Raw genomic sequence first — 20,983 nt, 5'->3', positions numbered from 1 at the left:
CGCCGGTTGGGCAGGTGCTCACCACCAGGCTGAGAAAGAACGACCGTTGACCGGCTCCCGGGGGCTACGCAGCGACAGCCGAAGCGAAAGACCGAAGTGAATGGCCGGTTGTCGCCACGCAACTCGGCACCGCCCGGTTCGCACCGATCACGTCCGCCGTCTCAACACATCAGCCGTGTTCGATGTGCAGATGCCGGGGGCCGCGGAGCACGGGACTGCGTAGGTAAGGGGGCGGGCCCGCGGCCTGGGGCGCGTCGTCGAGGCGCGGGAGGAGTCCCGTCCCCTGCGGAGCCAGGCTGCTGCGCATGCCGGTCACCGGCCTCGCTCCTACGCTGAAATCCCGGAGGAAGGGCGGCGGCATTATGTGCGCTACGGCCGTGCCCTCCATCGCACGCCGTGCGCCAAGCAGGTGAGGGTGCTCCGTGCCGCCGCCCTTCGTTTTCACGCGCGATGCCCCGGCGCGCGTGTGGCGCGCCGGCGCAAGCGCCGCTACGGCGCTTGCTTGCTGCCGTAGATCTCACCACTGCCATAGAAGTCACGTGTAGTCGTGGCGACTTGATCCAGCTCGCTCCCACGCTCACGATGCCGTAACCCTGCCTGCTTCTCCCGCAGGATGCACCCCCGGGCCGGCATCCAGTCAACGGACGCAGACAATAGAGCCGCCGGGGTCGGCGCCCCCAAACGACCAGCGAACGGCGGCGCCCCCGTGGCAAATGGCCCACGCCTGCCTCCCCGTTGACGTCCGCACCGTTGGTAGCTACCCCCGCGTCCCAGGGGCCGACAAGACCCTGACCGCGGCTCCCGCCGAGGCGGGAGCCATGGAGCGGGCCGCCGGCGCCCGGCTCCGCCCGCTCCGCGTAGCCGACCAAGCGTCCGGCCGCCACGCGACAAGCGCGGCGTCGGTGACGGCCGCCGCGTAGGTGCCGGTGTGCCACCATCGCCGGGACGACGCGCCCGCATGGGGATTGGAGCAGTTCGGTCACGTGAAGCGTTGCCCTGCGGCGGCCGCCAGGTCGGGCGGGAGGAACGGGACCATCCCCCTCGGGGGCGGGAGCAGAGACCTCGTCCGGGAGGCGGCGAAGCGCGTGGGACCATCCCCGCTCCCGGGATGGGCTCTCTAAGAGCGTGATGGACAACCGACCACGGTGTTGCAACAAGGACTGGAATCCGCCCTCCTCTTGGCGAGGCTTCGTCGGGTGCGGCACGGGGGGGGGCAGCCCTGGAGTCCTGTTCCTCACCCACTGTGCTCTGCTGTACTGCCCTGCGGCTAATTTGTGTGCAGGAGAGGTACGCAGGGCTGTGGTGGTAGATGTGCACGAGGGACGGGAGGTCGGGAAGAGTGTCGCTGCGCGCAGGTGATCCAGCCGAGATCGGCGGTTATCCGCTTGAGGCGCGACTCGGCTCGGGTGGCATGGGCACGGTCTTTCTGGCCCGTACGAGTTCGGGGCGTCCTGTCGCGATCAAACTGATCCACCCGCAGTTCGCGGCGGACGACGAGTTCCGCATCCGCTTTCGGCAGGAGGTGGCGGCGGCGCGGCAAGTGAGTGGCGCGTTCACCGCCGCCGTGGTCGACGCTGCCCCTGAGGCCGAGCAGCCGTGGATGGCGACGACCTATATCCAGGGGCATACGCTCGCCCGGCGCATCGGCACGAAGGGCCCGCTGAGCGGAGCGGAGTTGAGGAAGCTCGCCATCGGACTGGCGGAGGCACTGCGGGACATCCACCGGGTGGGGGTCGTCCACCGTGATCTGAAGCCCTCGAACGTCGTGCTCTCGCCCGAGGGCCCGCGCGTCATCGACTTCGGTATTTCGCGCGCCGTGGACCAGCAGACGCTGACGGTTACAGGGCGGGTCATCGGTACGCCGCCGTTCATGTCACCGGAGCAGTTGCAGGCGCCGCGCGATGTGGGGCCGCGGTCCGATGTCTTCTCGCTGGGGACGCTGCTGGCCTACTCGGCGACGGGCTGCGGGCCCTTCGACGCGGAGAGCCCATACATAGCTGCGTACCAGGTGGTGCACGAGGAGCCGTCGCTGGAGGATGTGCCGGCGGCCTTGCGCACGGTCGTCGAGGCGTGCCTGGCCAAGGAGCCCAACGGGCGACCCTCGGCGAACGAACTCCTCGTGCTGCTACGGGACCTGCCGGCCGACCTCGGCCAGATCGACGCGAGTGGAGTTGGCGCGGGCCGCACCCGTGACATGGTCACCGAGCATCACTTCGCGACGCCGGCTACCCCGGAGCCGGCCATTCCGGAGCCGGCTATCCCGGCGCCGGCGGCCCCGACCACCACCCCGGCCGCTCCCGATACAGGGAGCGCCGACACCCCCGTCGGCCGCCGACTGAGTCGCCGCCGGCGTCCCGTGATCGCGGCCGCGGTCGCGGTCACGGTGGCAACGATCGGTGGAGGAGTCGCCGCACTGACGGCGGGCGGCTTCGGGGGCCACAGCGGCGGCGACAAGAGCAACAGCCCTGCGGTGCAGGGTGCCGCACTTCCGGACGGCTTCAAGCCGTGGCACAAGGCCGTGCCCGGCGGTCGCCCGGACATCCCCGACGAGCTGCGTTGCGTCGCGCACGGCGATGCGCTGTTCTGCGGGGGCGGCAGTGTTGTCGCGACCCGTATCAGGGCCAGGGACGGCTCGCGGGTGTGGACGGCGAAGAGCCCCGGCGTCCCCGCCAACGGCATGCACCTGGTGGGCGCCACCGACGACACGGTGCTCGGTTACCGCTTCGCCGCCCAGGACGCCCCGCAGGACCCTCCCAGCGAGGTGGTGGCCATCGACGCCAACAACGGACGGGAGCTGTGGTCCGTGCCGTCCGGCGCCCAGTCGACGGCCGTCACGGGTCGGACTCAGGACGCCATCGTGCTCGGTTCCGACGTCGTGACGGTCGACGCCTCTAACTCCCGCTTCGAGGCCCGCAACGCGCACAGCGGTCAGGTCACATGGACGTCGCCATTCCCTGCGGGTACGCAGTGCGCTCCCGTCCCGCTGGGCCCACAGCTCGTCGCGATGTGCGCGAAGGATGCGGAGGTGGATGCCTTGGAAGTGCGCCACCCCACCCTGTACCCGGTCGACCGCGCCTCGGGGGCACTGGGCAGGCCCATCGAGGTCAACGGCCCCGCCGTGCCGATGGGCGTCGCCAACGGCAGGCTCGTACTCCTGCAAGTACACATGGAGGGAACGGATCCGGCCGGCTACAACGGGGTGACGCGGGTCGACCCGGCCTCACGGAAGGTCACGTACTCCCGATTGGCCAAGGCATACGCAGGGACGCCCGGCGTGGCGGACAGCACCGTCTACGTGAGCGGGCAGACCGGTCTCGTCACAGCACTCGACCCGGCGACCGGCCGGAAGAAGTGGTCGCGGCAGACTGCCGTGGAGGGCGCGGCGGGTCCTGTTGCGGGAGCCGACGCACTGTATTTCAGCTCGGCCACCGGCCGGGTGGTCGCGCTGTCGCCGAACGATGGCAAACCCCTATGGACAACAGATCCGCAGGTCGATGGTTTGACGGGCCAGCAGGGCGCAAGCCCGCGGGTGACTCTTGCAGGGCGTGCGGTGATCGTGGCCGCGGCCAAGAACACTCTCTTCGCTTTCGACGCGCAAAAGCCGCCGAAGTCGGGCTGACACAGGTGGCTGGACGGCGGCTGCAACATTGCCAGGGAGTACCGCGAGAAGCTCCGCCGCCGGCACCACATACCAAGACCCGGGCCAGCACAAGGACAGGGTGCACTCCGGCGTCTTCGGCCAACCGCACTTTGGGTACTCGACCAGCCTGCATCCGGCGCAGTACGGGCAAGCGTGCGCGGCGCTGCTGCACGACCTGCTGACCGGAGCCGCCTCTGTGGGAACGGTGCGGGAACACAACTGGAGCCTGGAAACACGGGCTTCGACCTTGGGCCGGGTAGGTCAGGTCGGAGCGCCGGGGCTGCCGACGCCGACCTTGCCTGGCCGCCCCGCGGGCTGCCGGCCCCGTACCGCCAGGGCGAGCTGCCGTGCTTCCTCCAGGTTGCCGTCGTGCTCGGCGGTACAAGGGGGGCTCCGGACTGTCAGCCGGGAAGGGCGGCCGGCACGTCGGCGGGGTGGCGGGGACCGAGGCGGGCCGGGGCAGCACCTCGACGTGCCGAAGGGCTCGTGAGCCAACCGGCCCACAAGCCCACAAGCCCTTCCGGTGTCAGTCGAGTTCGGCGCTGCCGTGCACGATTTCGCCGCCGACCATCGTCAACAGCACCTTCGTCTTGGCGATCTCCTCCGCGGGGACCTTCATGACATTGCGGTCCAGCACGATCAGGTCCGCGAACTTGCCCCTCTCCAGGGACCCGGTGTGCTTCTCCTGCCGCAACTGGTAGGCGCCGTTGATAGTGGCGGCGCGCAGGGCCGTGGCGCGGCTGAGCCGCTGGTGCGGTGTCATCGTGCCGTGCTTGGCGAACGGGCCGTCGGGGGCGGCGGTGCGGGTGATCACGGTCTTGATCGCGGCCCACTCGTCGAGCGGATCGACCGGCCAGTCGCTCCCGAGGGAGATGCGCCCGCCGCTCTCGTTGATCTCGCCCTCGGGCTCGTAGTGGGCCCAGCGCTTCGCCCCGAGGTAGGGCTTGACGGAGTCGACGGAGTCGGGGGCGGGCTTGGCCCAGTGGAAGCCCATGGCCGCGACGACGTCGAGCCTACCGAACCGCGGTACGTCCTTGGGGTTGACGAGTTCGGCGTGCGCCACGGTGAGGCGGTTGCTCTTGTGCCCGGCCTCGCGTGCCGCCGCATAGGCGGTGAGGGCGGCGCGTACCGCCTGGTCACCGATGGCGTGCATATGGGGGTCGAAGCCCGCGTCGACGAGCTTCAGAACTGTGTCGTTGAGCTTCTCCTGCTCCCAGTACTGCTCGCCCTTCTTCTTTCCTGCGATCCAGTGGTCGTGCTGGTGCACGAGGTAGGGGTCGATCAGCGAGGCCGTTTGGGCGGGGTGCTGGAGCACACCGTCCAGGAAGAGCTTCGTGTTCCGGACGGCGATACGAGGCCGAGCGGTGATCCGGTTTCCGCTGTCGAAGGCGCGGCGCAGCCGGGTCGGTTCCTTCAGCGGGTCCTTGTCGTCCACATTGACCGGCGCGGCGAAGTGGGCGCGGGCGGTGAGCTTGCCCTGGTCCGCGAGAGTGCTGAAGGCCCGGAGCCCCCCTTCCGAGGCGATGGCGTCCATGAACGTGGTCACCCCCTGCTCGGCCAGGGCGGCCAGGGCGGTGCGAGCGATCTTCAGGTTCTCTCCGGCGGAGGGCTCGGGGATCTTCCGCGCGATGAGGTCGCCCGCGTCGTCCTCCAGCACGCCGGTCGGCTCGCCCTTGTCGTCACGCGCTATGCGGCCGCCGCCCGGATCGTCGGTCTTGGAGGTGATGCCGGTGCGTTCCAGGGCGCGGCTGTTGACCAGAGTGGTGTGGCCGTCGCTGGACTTCACGACGATCGGCCGCTTGGTGTCCAGGGCGTCGAGGTCGGCCTTGGTCAGCGCGGTGCCCTCCGGTCGCATGGCCTGGAGGTACCAGTGCTCCACCTGCACCCAGCCGTCCGGCTCCTGCGCCTTCGTCCTGTCCAGATACGCCTGGATCTTCTCCTGGACTTCCTTGACGGTGAGCGGGGCGTACTTCAGGTCGCAGCCGAGCAGCCCCTGGCCGCCCGACATCGGGTGCACATGCCCGTCGTGGAGGCCCGGCATGACCATACGGCCGCCGAGCTTGATCACCTTTGTTCCCTTCCCGATGTGGCGGGAGGCCCCCTTGGTGGTGCCGACGTAGACGATCCTGCCGTCCTTGACGGCCAGCGCCTGATGCGCGCTGTCCTCGGCATCGACGGTGTGGACGTAACCGCCGGTCAGCACGAGCTCGGCCGGCTGGTGGCCCTCGGCGGTGGGCTCGGAGCAGCTGTCGACGGCGGCCACTGCCGCGACCGCGCCGGCAGCCGCCAGCACGGTCCGACGTCGCGGGTTACCCTCCACGGGACTTTCCACAGGACTCTCCTCCAGATGCGAACGAACAGGTGGACGGGGGAACGGGTGAAGGGGAATTGGTGCATGGCTGAGCGACCGGGCAGCGGCAGAACGCAGGAGCGCGGCAGGCAGGCGCGCCGTGCGGTGGTCGCGGCCGCGCTCGCGCTGATCGCGGAGCGGCCCGTAGGGGAGATCCAGGTACAGCAGATCGCCGAGCGGGCAGGGATGAGCCCGGCACGGGTCCTGTACTACTTCCCCTCGAAGGACCACATCCTGGCCGAGGCCTTCCGCTGGAGTGAGCGGGAGCTGACCGAGCGCCGGACACAGGAGCTGGCGGGGGTCGTCGATCCTCGTGAGCGGTTGGAGCGGTACGTCAGGCTCTACCTGCCCTCGGGCAGGCACGACGTCTCATGGAAGCTCTGGTTGGAGGCGTGGTTGCGCGCGGTGGAGAACGACGAGATGAGCCGGACGGCCGACGGGCTCGACAAGGGGTGGATGCGGGATCTGTCCGCGATCCTCCGTGACGGTGCGGCGAGCGGGGTCTTCCGCCCGGTGACCGCCGAGGAGTTCCTGCCCTCGTTCAACGCCCTGTTGGACGGGCTGGCGGTGCATGTGCTGATCGGGCGGCTCGACCGTACGGATGCCGTGCGGACCGCGCTCACCCATGCCTCCGGGGAACTGGACCTGCCCCCGGCCGCATAAACTTGAATCTCATTTAAGTTCGGTGGCGTGAGTATTCACCGGGGTGCGTGGCCCCGTCAACCATTTTACGGGGGCCACCGCGGCGCAGCGCGCTCAGCGTCCGGGCGGATAGCGGGATGGCTGCGGCTGCATGGGGACGCGAGCGGTGAGCCCCGGACCCGCCCGGTGCTCGCGCTCAGCGGAGAGCGCGTCTGACGAACGATGAGTGGGCACGACTCGTACCGCATCCACCGAAGACCGGTCGCCGGGGCAGGCGGTTGAGCATCACCGGAACGCCGGTCGACCACTCGCCGTACGGCGTGAAGGAGCAAGTCGAGGGGCGGACGGTAGGCGCCAAGTGCGATGCCCCGGAGCGGAGTTGCCGTGGCTGCGTGAACGTGTTGGACCGAGTTTTTTTCTGTTCACTCTGCAACCGTTCCGCTTTTGTTTCTGTCTATCTCTGCAACCCCTTCCGTTCCACCGGGCCCACAACTCAGGGGGCGGAGCCGAGGGGCGACCGGTGTTACCCGTTGGAGGATTTGTGCGCAACCGAACCAGAAGCATGGTGGCAGGCGCCGTGGGCGCCGCCGTGGTCGCGGCCGTGGCCGGCGGGGCCATGGCAGCAGTGACGGACGGCAACGGGCGGGGCCAGGACCAGCCCTCGACGAATGCCGCCGAGCGGAGCAAGATCACCCAGGGCGACCTCGACGGCGACGGCCACGCCGACCTCGGCGTGGGAGCCCCCGAGGGCACCGTCTCCGGGAAGTCCAAGGCGGGCTACGTGGGCGTGACTTACGGCGCCAAGGGTGGCGTCGACACCAAGCGGCACAGCACGCTGACGCAGGCCAGCACGGGCGTGCCCGGCACCCCGGAGGCCAACGACGGCTTCGGCTCGACCGTGGTGCGTGGCGACGTGGACGGGGACGGTTACGCCGACCTGGTCGTCGCCGCGAACAACGAGGCCATCGGCAGCACTACGCAGGCCGGTTCCGTCACGATCGTCTTCGGCTCCGAGAGCGGCCTGTCCGGCGACGCCATCGCCTTCCACGCGCCAACGGTCGCCGCCAACGCGCACTTCGGCGACCAGATAGCCGTGGGCGACCACAACAAGGACGGCCTCAGCGACATCGCCATCTCCGACGGCGTGAAGGTACAGCTCGTCAAGGGCGCGAAGAACCTGCGGGAGACCGCGACCCCGAAGATGACCAGCGTCACCCCGCCCGGCGGCGGCGTCAGCGTCGAGCACCTGGCCTCCGGCGACATCAACGGGGACGGCTACACCGATCTCGTCACCGTCGCCTCCCAGGACTCGCCCTCCGACGAAGGCACGCTCGCCGTGCTGCCCGGCTCATCCGGGGGCCTGAAGAGCACGCCGCTGGGCAAGAACATCCCACTGCCGTTCGCGCAGTACCGCCCCGTGGTCGGCGACATCAACGGCGACGGGAAGGAGGACGTCCTCACGGACACCGGCTTCTCGGACGGTCCGCAAGAGCAGAAGCTGCGCACCTACCCCGGCACCGCCGGCGGGCTCGACTCCGACAAGCCGGTGGACTGGAAGGGCAAGGCCCAGGAGGGCGAGGCCATCCGGCTCGCCGACTTCGACGGCGACGGCCACGACGACCTGGTGGTCAGCAACACCGGCGCCGAGGCGCCCGGGGGCTATAACGACGCCGGTGCCATCAACGTGCTCAAGGGCACCGAGAACTGGCTGACCGACGAGGAGGCGCAGACCTTCTCGCTCGACACCGAGAGCGTCCCTGGCTCCATGGAGGGCAACGACAAGTTCGGTACGTCCGTCTCGCCGGCCGACTACAACGGTGACGGCAAGACGGACCTGGCCGTGGGCATCCCGAACCGCACCGAGGGCGCCGGCGCGGCGGCCCTGCTGTACGCGGGCACCGACGGGCTCAGCCCCAAGGACTCCGCACTCATCGACCCGAGTGACCTGGGTTCCCCGGCGACGAAGGGCCGCTTCGGCACGGAGCTGACGAACCCGGCGAAGTAGGCCCGCACGCTGGAGCCTTTTCGGCAGATCACTGAGCAGCCTCACGCCACCAGGCAATGAGTCACCCAATCGGAACCAGGGGCGTGAACTGCGCTCTTTCAGGGACATGTTCAGCCGGAGGCATCCACCTGTTCTCGGACTGCCGGTGGGCGGGCCCCATCACGGTGCGCCCATCCGGCAGCCGGTATCGCAGCGCCGACGGGCGCCTGCGTGCTCCTTGAGGTGCGGTGCGGGCGAAGTGGGGGCCGTATCCGCACCGTCCGATCAATGGGGGGGCAGGATACCGGCGGGCGACGATCATCCACTCCCCCGTCTCTCTGGCCAGGGACGTACCGTCCGGCCCAGGCACCCCCGGCGGAGGCGGCTCAACGCCCCACCGTGGACGAGCCGTTCCGCAGTTCGCCAGCGGCGAGCTGGGCGAGCGGGGCGGCGGGGGTCGCCGTGTCGAAGGCCGGAGCGGTCGGCTGGATGAGCGCGGCCGAGGACAAGCGGGCCCTCGCCCGCAGCCGGGACTTCCTCGTCGCGTCCGGCCTGGACCCCAGGGCGCTGCGGGGCGAGCGCCCAAAGAAGGTGATTGCACTGATCAACCCGCAGCAGAAGGACGTCCAAGACCTTGTCAACTTGACCCGGCCCTAAAGGACCGGGCTTGGAGGTAGTGCCCAACTGGCTGCTGGGGTGGACTCCTCCGTCCAGACACCCCTATGGGGTGGCAGGGACGCGTGACTCACGCCCCGCATTCCACACGCTCTCGCCACGGGTGGCGATGTTGTGGGAAGCATTCCGGTCGGCGTGGGCAACGACCCCGCACCCCCGGCAGATGAAAAGCCCCTGGTCGACACGGTTGCGCTTGTCGACGTGGCCGCACTCGGCGCAGGTCTGCGACGTGTACGCGGGATCAACGAAGACCAGGGGCACGCCTGCCCTCTTGGCCTTGTAGCCGATGAAGTCTCCGAGCTGAGCGAAGGCCCAGGAGTGGACTGCGACCCGTTGGGGCTTGCGGAGCCGTACCCGAGTGCGGATGCCCTTGAGTTCTTCGAGGGACAAGCCACGCCCGGTGCGTTCAGCCTCGGTCACGATCGTCTTGGAGATGATGTGGTTCTGGTTGGCGGCGTGCCGCTGTTCCCTGCGGGAACGGGCCTTGAGCCGTCGCTTCGCGCTCTTGGTGCGCTTCTTCTGGAGCTTCTTGCGCAGGTCGAGCTGCCGCTTGCGGTACCGCTTGAGTCCGCGCCCGGCGGAGATGTAGCCGGTGGACGTGGTCGCGATGTTCGCGATGCCGAGGTCTACGCCGATGAAGCTGTCAGGCTCGTACTGCTCGGACTCGGGGATCTCGCACGTGGCGACGAGGTAGAACACGCCGTCACGCTCGATCAGGTCGGATCCGCCCTGCCGGTGCTGCTGGAGCACCTTCAGCGCGTCGGCGGAGCACACGAAGCGGACGTCCTTGACACGGCCGGACGTGGTCCAGATCGACACGGTCTGCTGGTCGTACTGCCAGCTCAAACACCGGTCGTCATACGGCTGCGCTGCGTCGGGCCGGAACATGACCGGCTTGGACTCCGCCTTGCGGCGACGCCTCGAGCCTTCCTTGCCGAGGTTCCCGGCCCGGATGTTGGCCTTCAATGTGGTGTAGGCGTCGCGCACCTTCTTGATGGTGTGCTGGGCAGCCTGCGCCCCGAGCCCCTCGGCCTTAAGGCGTGGGTAGGTGTGCTTGCGCAGCTCGTACTCACGCGGCACACCGTGGGCGAACGCCACCTCGGATACCCAGCACGCCAGGTCGTTGACCGTGCGCAGAGTCGCGGACAGCGCGGCGGCCTGGTCGGCCTCCGGCATCAGCTTCACCTGCGTAACGATCTTCATGCGGATCATCGTACTCAGTTGATCTATGTCACCGCGCTGGGAGCCAAACCCCAATATTCGCCGGGACCGTACCCGAGGGCTGCGTCGGACTCGAAGAAGAGGGGCGGGCGCACATCGGCGGCGCGCTACGCACAGCGGCTGCCCACGCAGCCGGAGAACCTGAACGGCCCCGCCCGCGGGATGCGGCGACGGCCCGTTTACAGCCCAGGGCGACTGAGCGGCGTCTCGGGGCGTCGCCGGTGTCAGCCCGTCGCCGCGACCCCGGCTTTGTTGATCAGCATGTCGAGAAGCGCGAGCAGGGCACCGCGAGCTTCTTCACGGGAGCGGGCATCGAGCATACGGATGGGTGTGTTCGGGTCACGCAGATGCAGCGCCGCCCTGATCTCCTCGGCGGTGTAAGGCTGTTCGCCGTTGAAACAGTTCGCGGCGACCACGAACGGAAGCCCTCGGTTCTCGAAGAAGTCGATGGCCGGGAAACTACGGTCGAGGCGTCGTGTGTCGACGAGGACGATCGCGCCGAGTGCCCCGTTCAGCAGGTCGTCCCACATGAACCAGAAGCGCTCCTGGCCAGGTGTGCCAAACAAGTAGAGCACGACCTGTGCGTCGGTGAGGGTGATGCGGCCGAAGTCCATCGCGACGGTGGTAACCGCCTTGGACTCGATGCCGTCGAGGTCATCGACGCCGATGCCCGCGCTCGTCAGCCGTTCCTCGGTGCGCAACGGCTCGATCTCGGAGACCGTCTCGACCAGGGTCGTCTTGCCGACGCCGAATCCCCCAGCGATGAGGATCTTGACGGGGGCCGCTTCCTGGGCAGGGGTGTCATATCCGGGCAAGGTTGTCCCTGATTCTCATGAGCAGGTGGACATTGGTGGTCTCGGTCCCCTCAAGGGGCGACCGGTGCTCGATCAGCCCCCGATCCGCGAGTTCGCCGAGAAGAAGCGTCATGGGAGTGAGGCGCATGTGCATGCGCGCCGCGATCTCGGCTACCGCCAGGCCGCCCGGCGGCGAGCACATCGCGAGGATGGCCTGCCACTCGCTGGGCAGACCGCCGTGGCCGTCCGCGACGGCCACGGCCGTGACCGTGGTGTCCATGGTGAGGGTGGCGTGGGCAGCCGCCGTACGTCCATCCGTCAGCGCGTACAGCCGCGTCCGGCGGCGGCCTCCCTCTCGCGGCCCGGGCTCGTCCGCCATTACGAGCGCTGCGCCTGGCCGCGCTCAGGCGTGCTCAGCCACTCACCGAGCGCCTGGGCGGTGCGCACGGCTTCACCGCCCAGCTCCCCCAGCCGCGCCTTGCGGGAGGTCACCACGATGAGCGTGCTGCCCTCCCCGCACCCGACGATGCAGAGATAGCTGTCGTCCATCTCGACCAGCTGGCGGATTACCCGGCCGCCGTCGACCTCCCTGGATATCGCCTTCATCGTGGAAGCGATACCGGAGGACGCGGCGGCTATGCGCTCCGCCTGGTCCCGTTCCAGCTCGTACGAGCTGAGTTTGATCCCGTCGTTGGACAGGAGTACGGCTCCCTTGATGCCGGCGATCCTGCTCAGGTTGTTGTCCAGGACGCTGTAGATCATGTCGTTCGTTGGCGTCGTCATGGCTGATCCTGTCGGAGTTCTTCTTCCACTGTCTGAGTTCCGTGTTCGTAGTCTGCCCAGGCGTCGGCCACCTCTTCGGGTGTCGCCGCGTCCTGATCGACGGCAGTCTCCGGTGCGTGTGGCGCGCGGAGCCGCTCGGCGATGTGGGCCTGCGGGACCCGCTCGGGGAGGGCCGGCTTCGCGTCACCGTCCGGTGTCACGGAGGGAAGTGGCGGCTTGCTCTCCACCGGTCGCTCGGGTGAGCGCTCCGGCGTCCTACGGCCGGCCGGCGCGGTCTTCTCTTCCAAGACCAGTTCGGGCTTGCGCTCGTTGAGCGTGCCCGGTGCCGGGGCGGGCGTCGTCGCCGCACGCGGCGCTTCTTTTCCTGCCCGGACCGGTTCGGTCGGCACAAGGCATTCCTCGGGAAGGATCACCACGGCCGACGTCCCCCCGTATACCGAGCGGCGCAGCGTCACTGTGGCCCCGAGCTGTTCGGCGATGTGGCCGACCACGAAGAGTCCGAGCCGGTGCGCGTTCTCCGCCAGGACGGAGTACGGCGGGGCCGAGTGCAGACGCCCGTTCATCTCCTCGTAGGTTGCGGCGGTCACCCGCGGCCCGCGGTCCTCGATGTCGACCAACAGCCCGTCTGTCACCAGTTCGGCACGGACGACCACCTTCGACTGCGGCGGGGAGAACCGGGTGGCATTGTCGAGGAGTTCTGCCAGGAGGTGGCTGATCTCGCTGATCACCCGTGGTGCCACGCTGATCTCGTCCAGGGCCTGGCGCTCGATCCGTCGGAAGTCCTCGACTTCCGCGGCGGCTTCGCGCAGCAGGTCGGCGACGCGCATGGGCTCGGTGTGCGGATCGGGGATCTCCCCGCCTGCCAGGATGAGCAGGTTCTCGACCTGCCGCCGCATACCTACCGTCAATTGGTCGGATCGCATCAACCCGGCGAGAAGCTCCTCGTTGTGACCGAAGGCGTCCTGCAGTTCGTCGGTGAGGGTCAGCTGCCGGCTGACCAGGTTTCCGGTGCGCGAGGCGATGCCCGCGGCGAACATACCGAAGCCCTGACGCTCGGCCGCGAGCTGCGCATGCCCGTCGACGGATACGGAGACGACCCGGGCGAACGCGTCGCTGATACGTCCGACCTCGTCCTGGTCTCCGCTCACCGCCGGCAGCGCATCGTCGTCGACGGGCTGCCCCCGCTGGAGCCGGGCCACGACATCCGGCAGCGTGTCCTCAGCAATGGCTACCGTGCGTTGGTGCAGACCGCGCAGGCGGCGGAGCACGGAGCGCGTGGTGAGCACGATGACGGCCGCGATGGCAAGGACGGCTGCGCCGTTTCCGACGATCAGCCAGATGACCTCGGTCTCCAGCTGCGTGGCCTTGGCGTCGGCGTGCACGAGTACTGCTCGCGCCTGTTTCGCGTCGAGCGCGGCAAGGCGCGCCGCGAACTTGTCATACGCGGCCCGCCAGGCGTCGGCCACCATGGGCAGCTTGATGCCGGACGCGGTGTTCTGGTGGTCGGAGATGACCGCGTCCTCGATGCGGACCTTCGTCTTCCAGCCGTCCGAGGCGAAGACCTGGTCGTAGTCCGCTCTGTCTTCGGCCGTCAGATACGGCGCGACCCACTCGTCGTACTGGTACCGCTGGGATCCGACGGAGTTGACGAATTCGGCGAACCCGGAGGAGCTCAGGCGCCTGGACGGCCCGGCCATGGCGAGGATGGTGGTCTCGCGCGCCACCATCTCGGACACCGTGAACATCGTGACGACCACGCCGCTCTCCTGGATGAGCTCGGCGTCTTCTGCATGGCTGAACTCGTTCTGGTACACCCCGATGATGCGGTCGACGAGGTCGGAGTAATAGCCGATCGTCCGCTCCACGCCTCCTCTGCGGGAGTCCGCCCGCTCGCGGAACGAGGCCAGATCCGCCAGGCTGTGCTTCAGCTCCGCGACGTAAGGTTCGTCCTCGCGCCCGGTCGCCGCCAGAGCTCCGTCCGCCGACCGGCGGAACTCGTCCGCGGCCCGGTCCGTGGCCGCACGCCGCTCGCGTAGCTCGTTCTCGGCCACGGAGCCGCCCGCCCACCGTGTGGCGGTCATCGTCCGCTCAGCCTGCACTTTGACCATCAGCTTGGTCAGGGGTACGTCGATCCGCTCACCAACTGCCACATCAGCGCGCAGGTTCTCCGACTGGTGCACCAGCCGCTGTGCGGTCATGACCACTTGGGCACTCATCGCCAAAATAGGGACGATTGCCAGCCAAATGAGCAGCGTACGCAGACGCAGGGTACGCCGCCGACGAGTCGTCGACTGCCCTCGTGCGCCTTCGGGTTCTATGGGAGACATCAGTCCTCGGGGAAGCGGGGAACATTGGGGACGGTCCAACAGCCGAGACCAGACGCAGTCCTGGGTTCAGGACTGGGGAGAGCCCGGTTCGGCTTTGGCGCGATGTGGGGTGCCGATCATAACCAGCCACACCGGAGAAACGGAGAGCTGACTTCCGTTAATCATATGTGGTAGTGGCGACGGAGACGTTTGCGCACCGGACGGCGTTTACCTGACGTCTGGGAACAGGCGTGATCGTGCAGACAGGGGCCTCCCGACCGGCTCTCGTACCTGCCTCCGGGGGATCCATAAGGCCCCGTGGTGTGGACAACCCCTGACGCAGGCCAAATCTTCACATGGCCATCTCGTCGCGTTCTGAGCGCATTTCGACGACGAAGGCGTCGGTTCCGATGGTGAAGGTGCCGAGGGCCAGGAGCCACAGAGCGGAGGGCACGCGGGGTTTTCATCCTTTTCCGTGGGACGTCACTGCTTTCGGGGAGGTGCTCTACCGATGGTTCGGGCGCCGGCGAGCCGCCTCGAGGAGCCTCGGCTCACCCGAGTCGGGTGCCGCTGCGGGAGCTGATGTGCTTGGGGGGTGCGATGCCGTCGGCGAGGAGGGGGTCGGCTTCCGGTTCGCCCCAGGTGGAGACGAGGGGCAGGACGCCCGCCCAGATTCCGAGGGCGGCGTCGGGTCCGTCACCGTCGTCCGGGCCGCCGGTGCGAATCTTGACCGATGCCTCTTCGAGCGAGATGGCGAGCAGGGCGGTGGCCGCCATCTCCTTGCGGTTCGGCTGCCGCGCGTAGTCCCACTGGCCGGGTGTGGCGATCTCGGTCAAGCAGCGCAGCCCCTCCAGCTTCTCCTCGGGGTCAGTGACGAGACGCGGTACGCCGTAGACCATCGCGCTGCGGTAGTTGACACCATGTTCGAACACTGACCGTGCCAGCACTAGGCCGTCCACGTGCGTCACGGTGACGCAGACCGTCGCGTCGGGCGAGGCGACCAGGCTGCGGCCGGCCACAGAGCCGTGGAAGTAGAGGTGTTGTCCGTCGCTTCCGTAGACGGTGGGGACGACCATGGGGTGCCCGTTGATGACCACCCCGAAGTGGCACATGAAGCCTGCGTCCAGGATCGCGTTGAGCTCGGCACGGTCCTGACTTCCTTGTTCTCGCAGACGACGGTGACGGGTGCGGTCTGTATCCGGGAGCGTGGTGGAGAGTTGGCTGTCGTTCACGTCAGCTCTTTCACAAGTACGTTGGCGTTGCGGGGGTTTCATAACGTGGTGGGCTTGAGCTGAGGGCTTGTGGTGCGTTCGAAGCCGCAAGCCATGCATGCGCGGTACCCATGCATGACGGGGCTGGTCCCCCCGTAGACGACCGGAGGGGGCGGCATCCGGCGCCCCCTTGCCCGCGGGAAGCAGGCGCGGGGCGAGCCGTCTGTCGGCTGCTCAGGCCCGCGCCCCGCCGTTCATGCAGGGGCATGCCCGACAGACAAGCTGGGGCCCGGTGCGGCCGTACGCTACCGATATCGCTGCCATGGCGCCAGTGTTCAACGAAATCAGCTGCATGAAATTCAAATCGCTGCGGAAACCCTTGCAGGGCTCAGCTGGCGTGTGCCAGTCTCATGATCACCAGCGGACGAGAGCAGTGGCCACCTACGGGGGGTCTGCTGCCATCACGATCACCGTCAGGACGCCTCACTGACCGTGGGTCTGCACCTGACGTGCCTGCTCGGCCATCTGTCAGCAATCCTGTCTTTGTGGGTGTGTCGGAAAAGCCGCCCGCCACAAGGCTGCTGTCACTGCGGCTGCCCTACGCCAGGAGCGCCGCGCGGCCAGCGCATGGGGCTGGGTGTCACCGGCGCGGCCGCGGGCACCGAGGCCACGGCGTAGACCGTGGCAGGTCCTCCGTAGGCGACTGCGTATGCGGTGACCCGGTCTGCGGGCCGTGCCGTCCATGGGCGGCAGCGGAGCCGCGGGCGGGGCGAAGGGCGCCAGTACCGGTGCGGGCGCCGGCGGTAAATCGAGCCGCAATCTCAGCATTAGGTCAGCAGTACTGAGTAGTTCAGCATGCGCAACCCCTGTTGTGCGGTGGCCACTCGACTGGATGGATCGAGCCGCTGTGCCGCATGAAAGCGGTCTCCGTATCACAGCCTGTGATCTGGGAGTACCTGCGGCAAGGAGGTGAGCGGGTCGTCCGGCCGCCGGATGCTGACTCAGCGAGGGCGCGGGATGTCGTCATCTGGTGTGCGGCGGGGCCTGGGGGTGTCGTATCGTGGGCGAGTTCCTGTGCCGAGGTGTCGGTGGCAGTATCCGAATTTCCTGTTCCTTCTGTGTCGATCTTGAGGTGACGTCCTATTAACCAGGCCATGTAGTCGTCCGTGTTCCCCACGTGCTGTTTTGTCGCACGTGTCCGGGGGCGGACGTCGCGCTGGCCTGAGTTGCGTCACCCTCCCCCGCAGATTTCTGTCTTTACCCGGGTGCAGCTCTGCCGTCTGCCCCGGGTTTGGTGTTTTCCGGCCTCGGTGCGGCTGTCGGCAGGCTCCCCGATTCCTTCGGATCAGGAGTTCCCGTCGTGTCTTCCTCCGCGCTCGGCAACGAGCCGCAGCACACCACTCAGCCCCCAACCCACCCAACACCTGGACCGTCGAAGATGGCTTTGGGGGCCTGGATCGCCCTCTTGGTGCTGCTGGGCGCCGAGCTGATGAACATGCTCGACCAGTCGGTCGTTCTGACCGCCCTGCCCGCGATCCAGGAGTCGACCGGCGCCGGACCGGCCGCGGTGCAGTGGCTGACCACCGGCTATTCACTGCCCGTGGCCGTCGGCCTGATCACCGGCGGGCGCCTCGGCGACCTCTACGGCCGGCGCAGGATCCTCCTCATCGGCACCGTCGGTTTCACCACGGCCTCGCTGCTGTGCGGCCTCGCTGCCGGGCCGGGCGTGCTGATCGCCGCCCGCGTCCTCCAGGGCGTGGGAGTGGCCCTGATGATCCCGCAGATCCTGGCCACCCTCCACGTCACCTTCGAGGGTCAGGACCGCAGCAAAGCCTTTGGCCTCTACGGGGCCGTCCTCGCGTTCGCCAACGTCCTGGGCCCGGTGATGGGCGGCCTGCTCACCGAGGCCGACCTGTTCGGGCTTTCCTGGCGGCCGATCTTCCTGGTCAACGTGCCCGTCGGGCTCGCCGTGCTCCTCCTGGGACGCGGGTTCGTCCCCGAGTCGACCGTCCGGAAGGCCGACCGGCTCGACCTCACCGGCATGCTGCTGTCCGCACTGGCCATCGTCCTGATCGTCTCCCCGCTCACCGAGGGCCACACCCACCACTGGCCGCTGTGGTGCTTCGCCCTGCTCGCCACCGGCCTCATCGTCCTCGGTGTCTTCCTGCGCCACCAGCAGCGCAAGCAGGTCAACGCCCCGCTCGTGCCCCTGTCCCTCTTCCGGGGCCGGCAGTTCTCCGGCGGCCTGTCCGCGCAGCTGATGCACGGCCTGCTGTGCGGCCTGTTCTTCATGACCTGGACCCTCTACCTCCAGCGCGGACTGGGCATGAGCCCCTTCCACGCGGCCCTGGCCTTCGTGCTGCTCTCCCTCGGAGAACTGGCCGGTGCGACGATCGCGGCGAAGAGCGGCGGGCGCTTCGCCCGCCGGATGCCCCAAGCCGGAGCCCTCATCGCGCTCGCCTCGATGGCCGCCTACGGACTCCAGGCAGACCGGCTTCAGGCGGGCCTGACCTTCGTGGCGATGACCGCTCCGGTGGTACTGATCGGGTTCGGCCTCGGCATGGTCGGCGGCCCGCTCGCCGACATGTCGCTGGCCAGGGTCCCCCACGAGGACGCCGGGTCCGCCTCGGGCCTGTTCAACACCGCCATCCACCTGGGCATCGCCCTCGGCACCTCGCTGACCGCCCTGGTGTTCTTCGCCGCCACCGGCGGCTCCCCCAACGCCGGGCTCAACCGCGACGCGTTCATCAGCGTGCTGTGGTGGGTCGGCGGTCTCCTCGCCCTGATGTGGGCCCTGATGTTCTGCCTGCCCAAGCAGGCCAACAGCCGGGCCGACTGAGCCCCCCGTGCGGGCCGGCCACGACGTCGGCCGGGGCCTGGGCCCTCAGACTTCCTCGTCCTCGCCGTCTTCGGCGTCGTCGGGGTTGCGGAAGGGGCGCAGGCCCCGGCCCGGGCCGGGGCCGGTGATGTTGAACAGGTAGCGGCCCAGAAAGTTGATGTGGTGGCGCACGAACGGGGACAGGCGGGCGACGTCCTGCGCGCGGACCTCGAAGCCGTCGCTGCGCAGCTGGGTGACGGCGGCGTCCATGTAGCGGGTGTTGAACAGCACGAGTGCATTGTGGACCAGGCCCAGGGACTGCCAATCACCCCAGGTCAAAGCGCCAAACAGCCCAGCGCACGATCTGACACGGAAGTTCCTCAGGTCCCGAGACTTCCATGATGGCGGTGGTCTTGCTCGCCCAACGGACAGCTCGTGCTGAAGCACCGGAACGCTTCTGGTCACGCTGCTGATCTATGTAGGCGCCCTCGGGACAGGTGGTGCCGTGGCTCGGGTTGGGGTCAGTGGCGGGGACGAAGCCGCAAGGGCGCGTAAACAGTGAGTGCCACGAGGAAGGCCACGTAGTACGACAGGTCGGCGCCGTGCAGCGCGTCCGCCATCGGGCCCACGTACAGACTGGTGTTCATGAACGGTATGGCGGAGGCGAAGGCGGCGGCGAAAGCGAGGAGGGCAGGAAAGGCCGGCTGTCGCCGCTCGGACTCAGCGGCGATGTCGAGCGCCGCTCCGCCCCGCGCCTGGGCCCGCGCGCGCCAGTCGACGATGACGATCGCGACGAAGCCAGGAATCCAGTAGCCGACGAACAGCAGCACGTTCTGGAAGCGCGCGGTGGTGTCCGCCGCGTGCATCCACAGCACGAGGGGGAAGCCGAGCGCGGCCGCGAGGGCGGCGGCCGCGGGGCGCGGGATGCGCACCCCGACCGTCTGCAGGGCCAGCGAACCGCTGTAGTCGTTCATCGCGTTACTGCACAGCGCGGCCAGCGCCACGGCGAGCAGCCCGAAGCCACCCAGCGCCCCACCGCCGAGGAGCTCGTCCACCCCGCCGGCCGTCTGGTCGGTCAGCACGGAGGCGCCCCACAGTCCGAGCGTCTGGACGGCCACGAAGGACACCACAAGGCCGAGCAGCGTGTACCAGAACATGCGCGTACGCGAGGTCGAGGCCGGCAGGTACCGGCTGAAGTCACTGGCGTACGGGGCCCAGGACAGGGCCAGACTCACCGCGATGGTGCTGGTCAGGGCGAAAGCACCGACGCGGTCCGCACCGTGTACGGAGCCGTGGGCTACGGGGTGCACGCCGTCCAGCAGTCGCCAGGCGATCAGCGCGAACGCCGCGCCGAGCACGAACGTCATGACGATCTGCAGGCGGTGGATCGCTTCGTAGCCGAAGACTCCGAGGACACCTTGGGCGACCAGCATGACCAGGACGCCGAGCCAGAAGGGCCAGCCGCACAACCGGGCCAGCGCGTCCCCGCCGAACAGCCCGATCAGCGCGTCCCACGCGATGGAGGACAGCCACTGCAGGACCCCGGGCAGCGCGACGGCCCGGCCGAACGCCAGCCCAGCCAGGGGTAGTTGACCTGCTCCGGTCCGGCTCCCCCAGGTCCCCAGGTAGGCGGTGGGTACCGCGCCGAGGAGCGTACCGAGCACGACGGCAGCGAGCGCGGTGGCGAAGTCCAGGCCGAGCGCGACGCCGACCGTGCCGGTGAAGACGCCGGTCATGGTCAGATTGGGGGCGAACCACACGGTGAAGAGGCGTCCGGCCGTGCCGTAGCGGTTACTCTCCGGAATCGGCTCGATGCCGTGCGCCTCGACGGTCAGATCGCCGGGCGCCGCGGGCATGCGCCCGTCGAAGGCGGCCGGCCTGCCGTCGGCGGTCAGCCCACTGGAAACATGCGTCCACGACATGAAGACATCCCTCCGCCAGTACGAACTGGTTCAGGTTCGACGGGTGTGATCTCAGCCCCCTGGTGGGGCACCCCGTGTCCGGTATGCCAAACACCTTAACGCGCCCTCCGGTGTGCTCATGCAGGTGGGGAGGGGACGGCGAGGGAGCCGGACGGACGGACATCGCGCGTCGGCACCCACTCCCCCGCCCACTTCAGGCGCGGACCGTAACTGCCACTTTCCCGGGCGCGGCCCCCTCTGGTTCAGCGAGCGTGAGTGACCGGTTCGACCTATGCCGCTTGCCGACCGGGCCGTGGGGCGGAGCGTTGCCGGATTAACCGGAGTAAGGGGACGAGCAGTGGGGGCGACAGCGTAAGCGTGTTGACCGCAACGACCGGCGACGTGGAGGTGGCGACCAGCTGGGTCGGCGCGCTCGGTGGCGTGGAGGGCGTCGCGGCGAAGCACGCGCAGCTCGCGGTCTGTGGGGGCGGGCGGGGTTCGGGGTGCGTGAGGTGGCGCCAGCCCCACGCCGTCGACGCAGCCGTCATCGGCGTGACCGGAACGAACCCCGCCATGCAGGCCTTGATTCTGGGGCGACCTCGCGCGGGCCGGATCCGCCCCGTTGGCGTCAACCTCCGTGTGGGTGCCGAACTGCGAC

At 68.8% G+C, this 20,983-nt stretch carries 14 protein-coding genes, 1 pseudogene and 1 riboswitch; of the genes and pseudogenes, 5 read left to right on the top strand and 10 right to left on the bottom strand.

Features of this window, described 5'->3' with window-relative positions; all coding sequences use genetic code 11:
- Nucleotides 1-169: 169 nt before the first annotated feature.
- Nucleotides 170-316 carry a hypothetical protein gene (locus tag ACH4FH_RS33105; RefSeq protein ID WP_398559636.1) on the bottom strand — a complete coding sequence of 49 codons (147 nt, stop codon included), beginning with the start codon at nucleotides 314-316 and terminating at the stop codon, nucleotides 170-172.
- 1,023 nt (nucleotides 317-1,339) lie between these two features.
- Here ACH4FH_RS33105 and ACH4FH_RS33100 point away from each other — a divergent pair.
- Nucleotides 1,340-3,619, top strand: a complete 2,280-nt coding sequence (locus ACH4FH_RS33100) for a PQQ-binding-like beta-propeller repeat protein (protein WP_398559635.1) — start codon at nucleotides 1,340-1,342, stop codon at nucleotides 3,617-3,619.
- Nucleotides 3,620-4,166: 547 nt separating this feature from the next.
- Here the strand turns inward: ACH4FH_RS33100 and ACH4FH_RS33095 are convergent.
- Nucleotides 4,167-5,972 (bottom strand): amidohydrolase, encoded by a 1,806-nt coding sequence (locus ACH4FH_RS33095; RefSeq protein WP_398559634.1) that lies wholly within the window; start codon nucleotides 5,970-5,972, stop codon nucleotides 4,167-4,169.
- 63 nt (nucleotides 5,973-6,035) lie between these two features.
- Between ACH4FH_RS33095 and ACH4FH_RS33090 the strand changes: the two genes are divergently transcribed.
- The 3 genes from ACH4FH_RS33090 (at nucleotide 6,036) to ACH4FH_RS33080 (ending at nucleotide 9,273) form a co-directional block, all read left to right on the top strand.
- A complete protein-coding gene (locus ACH4FH_RS33090) occupies nucleotides 6,036-6,653 on the top strand; it encodes a TetR/AcrR family transcriptional regulator (protein ID WP_398559633.1) in 618 nt (205 codons plus the stop codon).
- Between the two features lie 520 nt (nucleotides 6,654-7,173).
- Complete coding sequence (locus ACH4FH_RS33085; protein WP_398559632.1) at nucleotides 7,174-8,637, top strand: FG-GAP-like repeat-containing protein; 1,464 nt, start codon at nucleotides 7,174-7,176, stop codon at nucleotides 8,635-8,637.
- A 378-nt stretch (nucleotides 8,638-9,015) separates the two neighbouring features.
- Nucleotides 9,016-9,273, top strand: coding sequence for a hypothetical protein (locus ACH4FH_RS33080; RefSeq protein ID WP_398559631.1), 258 nt, complete (start codon nucleotides 9,016-9,018; stop codon nucleotides 9,271-9,273).
- Between the two features lie 63 nt (nucleotides 9,274-9,336).
- Here the strand turns inward: ACH4FH_RS33080 and ACH4FH_RS33075 are convergent, their stop codons facing one another.
- The 6 genes from ACH4FH_RS33075 to ACH4FH_RS33050 all read right to left on the bottom strand — a co-directional run bounded on the left by ACH4FH_RS33075 (nucleotide 9,337) and on the right by ACH4FH_RS33050 (nucleotide 15,627).
- A complete protein-coding gene (locus tag ACH4FH_RS33075; protein WP_398559630.1) occupies nucleotides 9,337-10,494 on the bottom strand; it encodes an RNA-guided endonuclease InsQ/TnpB family protein in 1,158 nt (385 codons plus the stop codon).
- 242 nt (nucleotides 10,495-10,736) lie between these two features.
- The gene (locus ACH4FH_RS33070) at nucleotides 10,737-11,327 is read right to left on the bottom strand and encodes a GTP-binding protein (RefSeq protein WP_398559629.1); all 591 of its coding nucleotides are present in this window, start codon (nucleotides 11,325-11,327) and stop codon (nucleotides 10,737-10,739) included.
- Nucleotides 11,314-11,685, bottom strand: coding sequence for a DUF742 domain-containing protein (locus tag ACH4FH_RS33065; protein ID WP_398559628.1), 372 nt, complete (start codon nucleotides 11,683-11,685; stop codon nucleotides 11,314-11,316). Before ACH4FH_RS33065 ends, ACH4FH_RS33070 begins: the two co-directional genes overlap by 14 nt.
- Nucleotides 11,685-12,089 carry a roadblock/LC7 domain-containing protein gene (locus ACH4FH_RS33060; protein ID WP_030083887.1) on the bottom strand — a complete coding sequence of 135 codons (405 nt, stop codon included), beginning with the start codon at nucleotides 12,087-12,089 and terminating at the stop codon, nucleotides 11,685-11,687. Before ACH4FH_RS33060 ends, ACH4FH_RS33065 begins: the two co-directional genes overlap by 1 nt.
- Nucleotides 12,086-14,416, bottom strand: coding sequence for a nitrate- and nitrite sensing domain-containing protein (locus tag ACH4FH_RS33055; RefSeq protein WP_398559627.1), 2,331 nt, complete (start codon nucleotides 14,414-14,416; stop codon nucleotides 12,086-12,088). The genes ACH4FH_RS33060 and ACH4FH_RS33055 overlap by 4 nt, the downstream gene beginning before the upstream one ends.
- A gap of 530 nt (nucleotides 14,417-14,946) precedes the next feature.
- Nucleotides 14,947-15,627 (bottom strand): pyridoxamine 5'-phosphate oxidase family protein, encoded by a 681-nt coding sequence (locus ACH4FH_RS33050; RefSeq protein ID WP_398559626.1) that lies wholly within the window; start codon nucleotides 15,625-15,627, stop codon nucleotides 14,947-14,949.
- 1,339 nt (nucleotides 15,628-16,966) lie between these two features.
- Here ACH4FH_RS33050 and ACH4FH_RS33045 point away from each other — a divergent pair.
- Complete coding sequence (locus ACH4FH_RS33045; protein ID WP_398559625.1) at nucleotides 16,967-18,445, top strand: MFS transporter; 1,479 nt, start codon at nucleotides 16,967-16,969, stop codon at nucleotides 18,443-18,445.
- 45 nt (nucleotides 18,446-18,490) lie between these two features.
- Here the strand turns inward: ACH4FH_RS33045 and ACH4FH_RS33040 are convergent.
- Both ACH4FH_RS33040 and ACH4FH_RS33035 read right to left on the bottom strand, forming a co-directional pair.
- Nucleotides 18,491-18,742: pseudogene (locus ACH4FH_RS33040) on the bottom strand (Tn3 family transposase); the annotation flags it as partial.
- Nucleotides 18,743-18,945: 203 nt separating this feature from the next.
- The gene (locus ACH4FH_RS33035; RefSeq protein WP_398559624.1) at nucleotides 18,946-20,346 is read right to left on the bottom strand and encodes a purine-cytosine permease family protein; all 1,401 of its coding nucleotides are present in this window, start codon (nucleotides 20,344-20,346) and stop codon (nucleotides 18,946-18,948) included.
- Nucleotides 20,337-20,431, bottom strand: a riboswitch (TPP riboswitch). (Overlaps the previous gene by 10 nt.)
- Nucleotides 20,432-20,983: the final 552 nt, after the last annotated feature.

This window comes from Streptomyces sp. NPDC017993 (genome assembly GCF_044328065.1).
In the GTDB taxonomy this organism is placed as follows: Bacteria; Actinomycetota; Actinomycetes; order Streptomycetales; family Streptomycetaceae; genus Streptomyces.
Note: the sequence above shows the minus strand (reverse complement) of the source record. Positions and strands in the feature narration are given on the sequence as shown.

Excerpts from the sequence above, each read along its gene's own strand:
- ACH4FH_RS33090 (WP_398559633.1), top strand. The coding sequence starts at position 6,036 with ATGGCTGAGCGACCGGGCAGCGGCAGAACGCAGGAGCGCGGCAGGCAG.
- ACH4FH_RS33075 (WP_398559630.1), bottom strand. The coding sequence starts at position 10,494 with ATGAAGATCGTTACGCAGGTGAAGCTGATGCCGGAGGCCGACCAGGCC.
- ACH4FH_RS33065 (WP_398559628.1), bottom strand. The coding sequence starts at position 11,685 with ATGGCGGACGAGCCCGGGCCGCGAGAGGGAGGCCGCCGCCGGACGCGG.
- ACH4FH_RS33060 (WP_030083887.1), bottom strand. The coding sequence starts at position 12,089 with ATGACGACGCCAACGAACGACATGATCTACAGCGTCCTGGACAACAAC.
- ACH4FH_RS33055 (WP_398559627.1), bottom strand. The coding sequence starts at position 14,416 with ATGTCTCCCATAGAACCCGAAGGCGCACGAGGGCAGTCGACGACTCGT.
- ACH4FH_RS33035 (WP_398559624.1), bottom strand. The coding sequence starts at position 20,346 with ATGTCGTGGACGCATGTTTCCAGTGGGCTGACCGCCGACGGCAGGCCG.